This is a genomic window from Luteitalea sp. (assembly GCF_044337415.1).
Taxonomy (GTDB): Bacteria; Acidobacteriota; Vicinamibacteria; order Vicinamibacterales; family Vicinamibacteraceae; genus Luteitalea.
Map to the genome: position 1 here is coordinate 1 of NZ_JBIINP010000123.1, position 12,436 is coordinate 12,436.

10 protein-coding genes are annotated in these 12,436 nt (G+C 69.3%); 6 read left to right on the top strand and 4 right to left on the bottom strand.

Going from position 1 to position 12,436, the window contains the following annotated elements; translation table 11 throughout:
* The 3 genes from ACIRDX_RS15665 to ACIRDX_RS15675 all read right to left on the bottom strand — a co-directional run.
* A partial coding sequence (locus ACIRDX_RS15665; RefSeq protein ID WP_396626373.1) for a VOC family protein occupies window positions 1-248 on the bottom strand: 248 nt, incomplete at its 3' end.
* Complete coding sequence (locus ACIRDX_RS15670; RefSeq protein ID WP_396626374.1) at window positions 245-1,834, bottom strand: GMC oxidoreductase; 1,590 nt, start codon at window positions 1,832-1,834, stop codon at window positions 245-247. The genes ACIRDX_RS15665 and ACIRDX_RS15670, both read right to left, overlap by 4 nt.
* Window positions 1,831-2,820 (bottom strand): Gfo/Idh/MocA family protein, encoded by a 990-nt coding sequence (locus ACIRDX_RS15675; protein ID WP_396626375.1) that lies wholly within the window; start codon window positions 2,818-2,820, stop codon window positions 1,831-1,833. Before ACIRDX_RS15675 ends, ACIRDX_RS15670 begins: the two co-directional genes overlap by 4 nt.
* Before the next feature lie 58 nt (window positions 2,821-2,878).
* On the opposite strand from ACIRDX_RS15675, the gene ACIRDX_RS15680 reads away from it, so the two are divergent.
* The 3 genes from ACIRDX_RS15680 to ACIRDX_RS15690 are packed head-to-tail and all read left to right on the top strand — an operon-like array spanning window position 2,879 to window position 5,642.
* Entirely contained in the window at window positions 2,879-4,309 is a 1,431-nt protein-coding gene (locus tag ACIRDX_RS15680) for a hypothetical protein (RefSeq protein ID WP_396626376.1), read from the top strand.
* A 14-nt stretch (window positions 4,310-4,323) separates the two neighbouring features.
* Entirely contained in the window at window positions 4,324-4,851 is a 528-nt protein-coding gene (locus ACIRDX_RS15685) for a DinB family protein (RefSeq protein WP_396626377.1), read from the top strand.
* Window positions 4,851-5,642 carry an SDR family NAD(P)-dependent oxidoreductase gene (locus ACIRDX_RS15690; protein WP_396626382.1) on the top strand — a complete coding sequence of 264 codons (792 nt, stop codon included), beginning with the start codon at window positions 4,851-4,853 and terminating at the stop codon, window positions 5,640-5,642. Before ACIRDX_RS15685 ends, ACIRDX_RS15690 begins: the two co-directional genes overlap by 1 nt.
* A gap of 41 nt (window positions 5,643-5,683) precedes the next feature.
* Here the strand turns inward: ACIRDX_RS15690 and ACIRDX_RS15695 are convergent, their stop codons facing one another.
* Window positions 5,684-6,373: a DUF2959 family protein gene (locus ACIRDX_RS15695; RefSeq protein WP_396626378.1), complete on the bottom strand. Its 690-nt coding sequence runs from the start codon at window positions 6,371-6,373 to the stop codon at window positions 5,684-5,686.
* A gap of 188 nt (window positions 6,374-6,561) precedes the next feature.
* Between ACIRDX_RS15695 and ACIRDX_RS15700 the strand changes: the two genes are divergently transcribed.
* From ACIRDX_RS15700 to ACIRDX_RS15710, 3 genes are all read left to right on the top strand, one after another.
* Window positions 6,562-7,929, top strand: a complete 1,368-nt coding sequence (locus ACIRDX_RS15700) for a cystathionine beta-synthase (RefSeq protein WP_396626379.1) — start codon at window positions 6,562-6,564, stop codon at window positions 7,927-7,929.
* Window positions 7,930-7,989: 60 nt separating this feature from the next.
* Window positions 7,990-8,667, top strand: coding sequence for a hypothetical protein (locus tag ACIRDX_RS15705; protein WP_396626380.1), 678 nt, complete (start codon window positions 7,990-7,992; stop codon window positions 8,665-8,667).
* Window positions 8,668-8,917: 250 nt separating this feature from the next.
* Window positions 8,918-12,436 (top strand): carboxypeptidase regulatory-like domain-containing protein (locus ACIRDX_RS15710; protein WP_396626381.1); only part of this gene is annotated, 3,519 nt, incomplete at its 3' end.

Below are 12,436 nucleotides of genomic sequence, written 5' to 3' on the forward strand. Positions count from 1 at the left end.
CGGTCGGGAGGCAGCTTCGGCTCGAACCCGAAGATCTCGAGGGTGGCGCCCCCGGGCACGCGAATCCAGCCGATCTTGCAGCGCGGGGCCTCGTGATCGAGGCCGACGCCGAAGAAGGCGCGCACGCGCTCGGGCGGCGCGTCCGACACGCCCACCAGCGGGCAGCCGAACACCTCCCAGTAGAACTGCACGAAGCGGTTGAAGTCGGACACGGTGATGCCGACGTGGCTGAACGACTGGACCTTCATGGCGTGTGCGCCGCGGCCGGGCCGGTCGCGGCGTCCTCCGGACGGCGCAGTTCCGTGCGCCGCAGGTGATCGGCCACGCGCAGTGCCTGCGCGATGATCGTGAGCCCGGGATTGACCGCAGCCGACGAGGGGAAGAACGACCCGTCGACCACGAAGAGGTTCGGCACGTCGTGCGTGCGGCAGAAGGTGTCGAGCACCGATCGCGCGGGATCGTGCCCGAACACCAGCGTCCCGCACTGGTGCGTGGTGTTCTTGGCGCGATGCGAGGCGGTCATCACCTTCCAGTACCCGAGCCGCTTGAGCATCGCGATGGCCTCGCGCACCAGTTGCGCATGGGCGCCCTCGTTGTTGGGCGTGTACGTGAGCCGGATCCGCCCGTCCTCGGTCAACGTGACGCGATTGTCCTCGTTGGGCAGGTCCTCCGACATCGCCAGCCAGTCGACGCCCCGCGCCACCCAGGCGTCGTAGGCCCACACCGGCACCCAGGTGACGGTGCCGCGGAACCAGGTGTCGCCGACGACCTTGGCCATGATGCCGTGCGTGCGCCCCTGCGACTGGATCTGGCCCAGCGGGTAGGGGACGCCCGGGCCACGCAGGTAGAAGTCGTTGATGGCGACCGTCTTCTGGAAGACCGTGTCGTTCCGGCGGAACGGGTGGAACCCCTGCATCATCGTCGCCAGGTGGGCCATGTAGCGGCGACCGATCAGGCCCGACGAGTTGGCCAGCCCGCGCGGGTGCTGCGCGGTGGCCGATCGCAGCAGCAGGGCGGCGGAGTTGACGGCGCCACAGGACAGCACGAGCCGCGGCGCCTCGACGCGCACGAGGGCGCCCTGACGCTCCACCTCGACGCCGGTGACGCGTGTGCCGTCGGCGCTCGTGAGCACGCGAGTGGCGCGTGCGTGCGTCCAGAGCGTGACCCCCGCCTGCACGGCCGGCCGCACGCAGCACACGTCGGCGTCGCCCTTGCGGTGGATGCGGCACGGGAACGAGTTGCAGGTGTTGCACAACTGGCAGCCGCCCGGCAGGCCGGGGTCGACCAGGCCCAGGGGCAGCGACGAGGGATGAAGCCCCTGTGCGCGCAGGCCCTCGATCACCTGCTGCATGGCCGGCGCGTGCGGCACCGGGGGATGCGGGAATGGCCCGCGCGGGGGCTCGGTGGAATCGCCCGTCGCATCGCCGTGGACGTGATACAGGCGCTCGGCTCGTTCGTACCAGGGCGCGAGATCCTCGTAGCTGATCGGCCAGGCGGGCGACACGCCGTCGCGGTGTGCGATCTCGCCGAAGTCCTCGCGACGCAGCCGATACAACACGCTGCCCCAGTACTTCGTGTTCCCGCCGACGTTGTAGTGCGTGTACGGCTGGAACTCCTGCCCGCTGCCGTCGAGCCAGCGCTCGGTGGCGCGATACCGCAGCGACTTCCACACGGCCGCCGGGTCCCAGTTCTCGGGCTCCGACGGCACCTCGCCGCCGCGCTCGAGCACGAGGATGCGCAGCCCCGTCGAGGCGAGCGCATGCGCCACGGTGCCCCCACCTGCGCCCGAGCCCACGATCACGAGGTCGTAGCCCTGCACCTCGGACGCGCTCACGCGCCCTCCACGGCCGACGCCATGATCTGGTCCATGAGCCGCTGGTCGTCCATGGCGCGCTCGAGGCACATCTCGGGCGGGCGGCCGGTGCGAATGCCGGTGACGAAGTCCCGGTACATGGCCTGATAGCCGCGGATGTCCCGCACGCCCGGCAGGATCAGCCGAGGCAGTCGCCCGCGGCGGCGCGCGACGACGAAGCCGCCGTTGCTCTCGAAGGTGATCACCCCCTCGCGCCCGAACAGCTTGGACAGCCGGAGACCGCGCAGCAGCGACGGAATCTCGCGCGAGTAGTACAGCGACCCCACCGCGCCCGAGTCGTAGGTGAAGGACACCAGCAGGCTCTTGGCCCGCCGATCGGGCCCGTCGCGCGACACCGTCGGGCGGTAGCCGTGGGCGCGGACGATGCGAGGCCCGAGACTGCCCGCCACGTGCAGCCAGTGGATGCCCTCCTCGAAGAACGCGTCGCCTCCGGCCATGGCCTCGTCGTTGCGCCAGTCGTCGGCGGCCTTGAGTCGGTGCGCAATCGTCGTGAAGTGCCCGAAGACCAGGTCGCCTACCAGGCCCTCTGCCAGGAGGCGGCGCAAGGTGACGGCCAGCGGCTTGTAGTGGTCGTTCTCGCCGACGATCACGATGCGCCCGGCGCGGTCGCGCGCCTGCTGCACCGTGACGTAGTCGGCCATGGTCGGGAACGCCGGCTTCTCGACCAGCACGTGGCGCCCCGCGGCCAGGGCACGCAGGGTGAGATCGAGGTGGTAGCGCGGCGGCACCGCGACCACCACGGCGTCGACGCGCGCATCGGCGATGGCGGCCTCGTAGCCGTCCCAGGCGGCGAACCCGCCGAACTCGCGACGGTAGGCCTCGGCCCGGGCCAGATCGCGGCTGGCGAAGCCGACGGTGACGTCGGTCCCGAGGCGACGGAGGTGCGCGCAGTGGACCCGGGTGATGAAGCCGCACCCGAGGAAGGCGATGTGGACCGGACCAGGCATCAGGCGGGACGCCCCGCGCGGGGGCAACCGAACGAGTGTACGCTGGATCGCGGACGCCATGCCCCGTTCCCGACGCGCCTTCCTGGCCGGCCTTGCTGCTGCGGCGGCCGGTGCCCTCTTGCCCGGGTCCACCAGACCGGGACTCGCGGCGCCAGGCCGCGGTCGCTGGCCCCGCACGCCGGACGAACGCGCCTGGCTCGGGCTCCCGGAACCGGCGCGCCACTGGCGAGGCGCGTCGTCCATCGCCGCACCAGGCGTCCCGGCGCCGCAGGCTGCACGCGCGACGACGTCGGCGGCCACCGGCGCACCGCTCTCGAGCCTCGCGGCGCGATTTCCCGACCTCCGTCGCCGGTTCGTCTTCGAGTACTACCCGTGGTACGACACCGACCCCTGGTACCACTGGAACGAGGCCGATCGGAACCCGCCCATCGACATCACGGCCTCCTCGATGCCACGCCTCGGGCCGTACGACACGTACGACCTGCGCGTGCTGGAACAACATGCCCGCTGGATCGCCGAGGCCGGCGCGGGCGCGATCAACATGAGCTGGTGGGGCCGTGGCGACTACACGGACCTCGCCGTGCCGCGGGTGATGGACGTGATGCGCGACCACGACATCAAGGTCACGTTCCACCTGGAGCCCTACCGCGACGACCGCGCGCGCAGCTACGCCGACGACGTGCTGTACCTGCTGCGGGAGTACGGCGACAAGCGCGGGTGGGACGCGTTCCTGCTGCTCGACGAGGGCGAGGGCCGGGTGGCGCCGGTCTTCAAGTCGTTCCGCACCATCCTGCCCAGCCAGGTCCAGGACTGCCTGGGACGCGTTTTCCAGGTGCCCGACTACACGCCCGACGAGGAGTGGCGCCGGCAGACCGATGCCGTGCGCGAAGGCACGCGGCGCGACTTCTCGCGGGTCTGGCTGCTGGCCGACTCGCTCGACGTGGGGCGCACGACTACGGGCGGCTTCGACGGACTGGCCGTGTACGACAACTTCGTCACGCCGCCACAGTGGACCAGGATTGCGCAGGACGCCACCGACGTGGGGCTGGTGTACTCCTTCAACGTCAACCCCGGCTTCGACCGGTATCCCGACCGCCAACCGCCGCCGCCCCCCGAGGTCGATCCCTGCTACGGCGGCCCGCTCGGCTTCGAGCCCGGTGGCACGCACCCGGACTGGGCCGACACGGCCGCCCGCCGGGCCGCGCAGGCGCTGGCGCTGGCGCGTGTCGAGGAGTCCTTCGAGGCGACCACGACGCTGCAGACACTGGCCTCGTCACCGAACGCGGCGCGGCGCTTCTTCCTCACCTACGTCAACTCGTTCAACGAGTGGCACGAGGGCTCGCAGTTCGAACCCGCCCGGGACTACGCCGACCTGTCGGCCGAGGAACGCCGCATCGGCTACCACAACCCGCCGGACGGTACCGCGCGCCTGCGGCACCTCCGCACCCTGCTCGACACGGCCATGGCGCCACCCGCACGCGCCCGCTGAGGTACGCCAGAGACATGCCCGAGGATCCCCACCTGCGGCGCGCCCGCGTCCTGCTCGACGAAGCGACCCATGGCCTGTCGGACGCCGCCTGGAGTGATGCCCGGGAGGGCCACTGGTCACCGGCCGGGGTGGTCGAGCACCTGGGCAAGGCCTACCACGGCACCGCCGCCATGCTGGAGCAGTCCGTCACCGACGGCGCACCAAAGGGCCGCGCGCCCCACTGGCGACAGCGCCTGTTCACGTGGCTCATCGTCGACGTCGGCTACTTCCCCACCGGCGCCAAGGCCCCGGCCGTGACGCTGCCGCAGGGACTGTCGGGGGCCGAGGCGCTCGTGTTGGCGCGCAGCGGACTCGAGGCGTTCGACGCCGCAGCGGCGCGCTGCCTCGCGACCTTCGGGCCAGATGTGCGCGTCGCCTCGCACCCGAGGCTTGGCGGCTTCACCGTCGGCCAGTGGTGCCGCTTCCACTGGAGCCACACGCGCCATCACATGCGGCAGGTGGCCCGCCTCCGTGCCGGTCGTGCGGGCAGCCATCGGCTATGATGCGCGCCGTGCCTACTCTCGATCTGTTCCGCCTCGACGGACGTCGCGCGCTCGTGACGGGCGCCAGCCGCGGCCTCGGCCGCGAGATGGCCCTCGCCCTCGCCGACGCCGGCGCCGACGTCATCATCACCGGCCGTACGCCCGAGACCCTCGACCGCACGGCCGGCGACATCAGGTCGCGGGGCCGGCAGGCGTGGACACGCGTGATCGACATGGGCAACGCCGAGGCCTGTGAGGCCGGGTGCCTCGAGATCCGCGATGCCCTCGGGCCCGTGGACATCCTCGTCAACAACGTGGGGAACCGCGTCACGGCCGGCGCCATCCAGGACGAGCCCCTGGCGACCTGGCGCACCTCGATGGACCTGAACCTGACGAGCGTCGTGCTGCCGACCCGCATCTTCGGTGGCGCGATGCTCGCCGCGGGACGCCCCGGCCGGATCATCAACATCGCCTCCATCAGTGGCCTCATCGCCAACCGCGGCATCGGCGGCCGCGACTACGAGACGATGAAGGCTGCGGTCGTGCACTTCACGCGCTGCGCGGCGGTCGACTGGGCGCCGCACGGCATCACCGTGAACGCCATTTGCCCCGGCCTGTTCATGACCGACGTGAACCGTGAGTGGAACGAGAAGCGCCCCGACGTGATCGAGGCCTTCGTCAGGAACGTGCCGATGGGCCGCGCCGGCGACCCGCCGGAGATCGGCCCGCTCGCGGTGTTCCTGGCGAGCGACGCCTCCTCCTACGTCACGGGCGCCGCCATCGTCATGGACGGGGGCTACACGGCCTGGTAGACCAGTGACACGGGGGCCGGCCTCGGCCCCCGAGAACGCCCTCAGCTGGCCTTCTGCTGCTGCTCCATGGTGGCGAGGTAGGCATCGGCCTCGCCGATCGCCTTGGTGATGTCGGCCACCAGGGCGTCGACGTCCTTGGAGACGGTGACGAGTTCCTTCGACAGGGCGCCGAGCGCGCGCGCGTTCAGGTTGTGCTTGAGGAACAGCACCCGGTCGCGCAGGGGCTTGAGCACGGGGTCGATCTTCGTCTCGACACGCTCGAGCGAGGCCACGAGGGCTTCCGTCTTGCGCCGCGTCTCGCGGAGTTCGCGTTCGCTCTCGGCCCGCATCGAGCGGTCCGAGTACTTGCCGAGCTCGTCCTGCCACTCCTTGAACAGGTCCTTCGACACGCTGCGCACGCCTTCGATGCGATCGCGGACGTCCTTGGCGCGATCCTCACTGCGCTCGAGTTCCTTGTTCAGGCGCTCGTAGGTCTTCTCGAGGTCGCCGCCCTCGATGTCGACGATCTCCTTCAGCCGCTCCATCGCGGTCTTGAAGTCCTCCTGCGCCTTGGCCTGCGACTCGCGCGCTTCCTTGACGCGCTTGACGAGGATGTCGCGCTTCTCGAAGCCGACCTTCTTCATCGCCTTGTAGTAGAGGCGGTCGCATCCGGCGAGCGGCACCGCCGCCACCGCCAGGAGGACCGCCACCAGCACCCGACCGATCTCGCGCCTCGACCTCGACAGGACCATGGCAGCAGTGTACCCGCGGGCTTCCACTGGTCGAGGACCGTGGGGCGCGATCTCGACCTTGGTCAATCACACCTATGCCCGTGGCCGCCCGCGCCCCGTGGAGCGGGGACGCCTCGAGGGCTGGTGCCATGGCCGCCCCACATGCCGGGCGCCTCGTTCCGGTAGGATTAGTCACCGAAAGGCCCTTCATGCTGCTCAACTCGATCCTCGACGCCATCGGACACACGCCCCTCATCAAGCTGAACCGTCTCGGTGCGCACCTCGAGTGCAACCTGTACGCGAAGTGCGAGTTCCTGAATCCCGGCGGGTCGGTCAAGGACCGCATCGGGTTCGGGATGGTCGACGCGGCCGAGAAGGCAGGCCGGATCAAGCCAGGCGACACGCTGATCGAGCCCACCAGCGGCAACACGGGGATCGGGATCGCCCTGGCGGGCGCGGTCCGCGGCTACCGGGTGATCATCACGATGCCCGAGAAGATGAGTCGCGAGAAGCAGGTGGTCCTCGAGGCGCTCGGCGCCGAGATCATCCGCACGCCGACCGAGGCGTCGTTCGACTCGCCCGAGAGCCACATCAGCGTGGCGCGGCGCCTCCAGTCGCAGTTGCCGAACGCGCACATCCTCGACCAGTACGGCAACCCGTCGAACCCGCAGGTGCACTACGACACGACCGCGCAGGAGATCCTCGACGACCTCGACGGCCAGGTCGACATGATCGTCATCGCGGCGGGCACCGGGGGCACCATCACCGGCGTCGCGCGGAAGATGAGGGAGGTGCGGCCGTCATGCCGCATCATCGGCGTCGATCCGGTGGGCTCGATCCTGGGCGGCGGCACCGACGTGTCGACGTACAAGGTGGAGGGCATCGGGTACGACTTCATCCCCGAGGTGCTCGACCGCAGCCTGGTCGACGAATGGGTGAAGACGACCGACCAGCCGTCGTTCCTGCTGGCGCGGCGCCTGATTCGCGAGGAAGGCCTGCTCGTGGGCGGCTCGGCGGGATCCGCGATGTTCGCAGCGCTGCAGAAGGCCGGCAGCCTGGGCAAGGGCCAGAACTGCGTGGTGCTGCTCGCCGACGGCGTACGCAACTACATGACGAAGTTCGTCGACGACAAGTGGATGCGCGACAACGGGTTCTTCCAGACCCGGACCATCGACGCGCAGGTCGGCGACATCTGCACCGTCGAGGCCGGCGCCCGCCCACCGCTGGTGGTGGCCGAGGACACGCAGACGCTCGGCCAGGTCGTGCAGGTGATGCGCGACCGCGGCATCTCGCAGCTGCCGGTCACGTCCGGCGGCGTGCTCGTGGGCATCGTGTCCGAGGCCGACGTGATGGCGTTCCTCGGCTCTGGCGAAGGCACGGCCCACGCGCTCGTGTCCAAGGTCATGAACCGCTACGTGCCGGTGGTGGGCGCGCAGACGCCCATCTCGACACTGGAGGAGTCGCTGCGCAAGAGCTCGGCGGTGGTCGTGGTCGACGACGCCCGTCACCCGATCTCGATCCTGACGCGCATCGACCTGCTGCACTTCCTGCTGGCCCGCGAGGGCGCACCAGCCTGACACGGTCGAGGTGAGCCGATTCGGTGGCGCCTGGCGCATTCCCGGGTGGAGGAATGCCAGATGTCACCCCGTGTCGTTGCCCGGCTCGTCCTTGCCTGCGTGGTCCTCGCTTCGCCGATCAGGGCCGCGGCCCAACCCCTGCCCGGCCCGCCGACCGTCGTCGGCGCCCTGATTGCGATCAGCTGTGCTGGCAGCGACGACGGCATCCCGACGCCGTGGCTGTCGTGCGACCGCGCCGATGAGGGCGCGCCTGGGCCCTACGTGCGTCCCTACGTCTCCGTTCGTCCCCTCGATCGCCTGCTGCTCACCGCCCAGGTCGGCTACCTCCGCATGCCCGGCTTCGAGACACGGTATGGCGGTGGCGTGGGCGCGGTGCCCCCGCTCACGCTGGTGCGTCCCCCGCGCACGGCCTGGCACGCCCACGGCACCGTGGCGTACCTCGGGGGCGAGCCTGCGCATCCGGTGCGCACCTTCGTCGGGGGCGGCCTGTCGTACTTCGACGACCCGATCCGCCACGAGTTCCGGCCAGCGCCCCCGCCCGGCGTCAACGATGGTCTCTCGTGGCAAAGACGCTCCGGATGGGACCAGGTCGTCACGGCGGGCATCCTGTTCCGGGTGTCCCGTCGCCTCGAGGGACGTGCCTCGTATCTCCTGGCAGGGCAGCTGACGACGCCGACCCACTCCGACGGCGCCTGGCGGCACGAGATCGGCGTTGGGCTCGGCTGGCGAGTCAGGTAAGCCGACACCTACGGCATGGCGGGGCGCCCCGCGGCGCATCGCGGCAGCTGCCTGCGGCCTCCCATCGAGGGATGGCCGACGGGCGTGGTCGCCGTTGACAACGCCCCCGGTGCTGCATAGGCTTCGCCCCACGACGAGCTCTTCTCTCCCCACCTGGATCCCGAGCCGCCATGCGCGCTCCCGTATCGCAGCTGCTGCAGCTCGGCGTCACCGGACCGATGGCGTGACTCAACCGACCTGGAGGAGTTCGATGCGGAGACTGATGGGCACACTGCTGCTGGCGATGCTGTCGCTGGTGGCGACCACTGCGACGGCGCAAGAGTTCCGGGCGACCGTCAAGGGGCGGGTCCTCGACACAAGCGGCGGGGCGCTTCCCGGCGCGACCGTGACGGTGCAGAACGCGGACACCAACGAACTGGCGTCGACCACCACCAACGAACAGGGCGACTACACCGTCCCCTTCCTCCGGCCCGGCCTCTACAACGTGACGGTGGAGTTGGCGGGATTCAAGAAGTTCGCGAGCAACGGCCTGCGGCTGCAGGTCAGCCAGGTCGCCGAGATCAACGGGCAGCTCGAAGTCGGTGCGATGACCGAGGAGGTCACCGTGACCAGTGAGGGCCCGCTGCTCGAGACGAGCAACGCGAGCCGCGGTACGGTCATCGACAGCGCCCGCATCGCCGAACTGCCACTGCAGTCGCGCAGCCCGATGGCGCTGGCCACCCTCGTGGCGGGCGTCAACTACAACGGCGCCGCCATCTACCTCCGCCCCTTCGACAACGGCGCACTGGCCGACTTCTCGATGAACGGCGGCCAGAACCGCAACAACGAGTTCCTGCTCGACGGCGCGCCCAACAACGCCAACCAGGGCGGCAACAACATCGCGTACGTGCCGCCGGCCGAAGCGGTCGGAGAGTTCAAGGTCGCGACCAACTCGTACGACGCGCAGTACGGCCGCACCGCCGGCGGCGTCGTCAACATGTCGCTGAAGTCGGGCACCAACGCCTTCCACGGGGTCGCCTATGACTACATGCGCCGCAAGGCGCTGGCCGCCAACTCCTTCCTGCTCAACTCCCGCGATCGGCCCAAGACCGACCAGTACATCGACCAGTACGGATTCAGCGTCGATGGCCCGATCTGGAAGAACAAGACGTTCTTCCTGTTCACGGGCGAGCGCTACCGCGAGGGCACGCCGTCGCCGCTCAACTCGACGGTGCCGACCGAGGCGTTCAAGCTTGGCGACTTCAGCGGCCTGGTCGACCAGAACGGGCGGCAGATCCTCATCTACGATCCGGCCACCGGCCGCGACGTGAACGGCGTGTGGACGCGCGATCCGTTCCCCGGCAACATCATCCCGGCCAACCGCATCTCGCCGACGGCCCGGGCGCTCATGCAGTACTACCCGACGCCGAACTACCAGCTGGCCGGGGCGGCGCCGTGGCAGAACAACCTGGACTACCCCGAGCACTTCAATCGCGACGTCTTCTGGAACTGGGTCGGCAAGGTCGATCACAACTTCAGCCCGAACGACCGCGTGTTCTTCCGCTGGGGCGAGAACGAGCGCAACGAGATCCGCAACACGACCGCCATCCGGTCCGGCCCGGCGCAGAACGGGCAGCTGCCCCTCTGGCGCGCCAACCGCGCGCTGGTCGGCGACTGGGTGCACATCTTCGGCCCAGGCACGGTGTTCAACCTGCGTGCGAGCTACACGTACTTCCTCGAGTGGAGCTACTCCGAGGAATCGCTCGGCTTCGACTCCAGCGAGTTCTGGCCGTCGAGCCTGACCAGCCAGTTCCCGAGCGCCGAGTTGGGCGGCATCTTCCCCGTGGTCAACATGGAGGAGTACGTCCAGCTGTCGCGCGGCTCGAGCCCCAACCGGAACCGTAACTACTCGGTGCAGCCGAACGTCTCGATGACCCGCGGCAAGCACAACATCCGCGCCGGGCTCGACTTCAGGTCGACCAACGTCTTCAACGAGAACTACAACAACTCGGGCGGCAATATCTCGTTCACCCGCCAGTTCACGCGCAGCACGCTCAACAGCACGAGCGTGCTCGAAGGCAACGCGTTCGCCTCGTTCCTGCTCGGCGCGCCGAGCGGCGGCAACGTCGACGTGAACCCGAAGCCGCACTACAACTGGCTGTACGTCGCCCCGTGGATCCAGGACGACTGGCGGGTCACCGACAAGCTGACCGTGAACCTCGGCTTCCGGTGGGACTACAACAGTGCCGTCAGCGAAGAAGACAACATGCTGAACTACGTGTTCGACCCGACGATCGTCAACCCGGTGTCGGCACGTGTCGGCCAGAACGTCATGGGGGGTCTCACGTTCGCTGGCGTCAACGGCGCACCTGCGGAGCCCTACCGTATCGACAAGAACAACTACCAGGCGCGCGTCGGCTTCGCCTACTCGCTCAACGACAAGACGGTCATCCGCGGCGGCTACGGCAAGTTCTTCCTCAATCCGACGACGCAGGGGTACAACGCGGGCTTCAGCAACAGCACGCCGCTGATTTCGTCGAACGACGGCGGCAGGACCCCGACGTACAACCTCTCGAACCCGTGGCCGAGCGGCATCCAGGACGCCCCGGGGAATTCCCTCGGCGCGCTCACCTTCCTCGGCCGGAACCCGAACTTCGTGAACCCGGACTTCATCGTGCCGAACGTCCACCAGTTCTCGATCGGCTTCCAGCGTGAACTCCCTTGGCGCGTCTCCCTCGACGTCACGTACGCCGGCAGCCGGAGCTACGACCTCGAGGGCAACTGGGGCGGCTACAACGAGCCCTCTGCCGACTTCCAGGCCCGCTGCGACGTGACGCTCGGCGGCAGCCGCACGTTCTGCGATCAGCAGATCCCGAACCCGTACTTCGGCGTCGCCGGGTTCGAGGGCACGAACCGGTTCACGGCCGCCAACCTGTCGCGCTTCGAGTTGGCGCGGCCGTTCAACGCGTTCGGCGGCTTCAGCCAGAGCCAGCAGAACCTGGGCTCGATGCAGTACGACTCGCTGCAGTTCGTTGCCAACAAGAGGATGGCCAAGGGCGTCACGGTCAACGTGGGCTGGACCTACGTGCCGCGGTGGACCGAGACGGGCGCCAACCAGACGGGCGGCAATGTCGGCGGCGCTTTCGTCGACGACGTGTCTCGACTCCTCCATGAGGGACCGTACTACTCGCACCGCGAGCACCGCATCGTCGCCACCGGCGTGTGGGAACTGCCGTGGTACCGCGGCGAGAAGAGCGTCCTCGGCTACCTGCTCGGCGGCTGGTCCGTGGCCCCGGCCTTCGTCTACCAGACCGGCCAGCCCTGGAACATGCCCGGCAACGTCGACCTCGCCCCGGGCGTCAACCTGAAGGACGTGGCGATGAGCGGGAAGAAGGACGGCCAGTTCATCTACGGTGTGAAGCCCTGCGTCGCCCAGCGCAACGCCACCACCGGGAACTACGACCTGCTGTCGGTCTCCACGGCCTACGGCTGCTCGCAGCCGTACTTCCTGGTCCGCGAGGCGTTCCAGCGCCGCACGGCGATGTTCCGCTACGACGAGTTCCGCCGGCCGGGCTACTGGCAGATCGACATGAACCTCGCCAAGACGACGCAGCTCACCAACCGGCTGCGCTTCCAGTTCCGCCTGGAGGCCTTCAACCTCCTGAACAGCCCGATGTACGACGAGCGTGACTACAACCAGACGGTCACGTCCGCCGACTTCGGCCGCATCAACCGCAACGTGACCGGGCAGTCCAACTTCCAGCGCTTCATCCAGCTGGGCTTCCGCCTG

Bases quoted from the DNA above. Each gene is read 5' to 3' on its own strand.
- ACIRDX_RS15675 (WP_396626375.1), bottom strand. From the start codon at position 2,820: ATGCCTGGTCCGGTCCACATCGCCTTCCTCGGGTGCGGCTTCATCACC.
- ACIRDX_RS15680 (WP_396626376.1), top strand. From the start codon at position 2,879: ATGCCCCGTTCCCGACGCGCCTTCCTGGCCGGCCTTGCTGCTGCGGCG.
- ACIRDX_RS15685 (WP_396626377.1), top strand. From the start codon at position 4,324: ATGCCCGAGGATCCCCACCTGCGGCGCGCCCGCGTCCTGCTCGACGAA.
- ACIRDX_RS15690 (WP_396626382.1), top strand. From the start codon at position 4,851: ATGCGCGCCGTGCCTACTCTCGATCTGTTCCGCCTCGACGGACGTCGC.
- ACIRDX_RS15695 (WP_396626378.1), bottom strand. From the start codon at position 6,373: ATGGTCCTGTCGAGGTCGAGGCGCGAGATCGGTCGGGTGCTGGTGGCG.
- ACIRDX_RS15700 (WP_396626379.1), top strand. From the start codon at position 6,562: ATGCTGCTCAACTCGATCCTCGACGCCATCGGACACACGCCCCTCATC.
- ACIRDX_RS15705 (WP_396626380.1), top strand. From the start codon at position 7,990: ATGTCACCCCGTGTCGTTGCCCGGCTCGTCCTTGCCTGCGTGGTCCTC.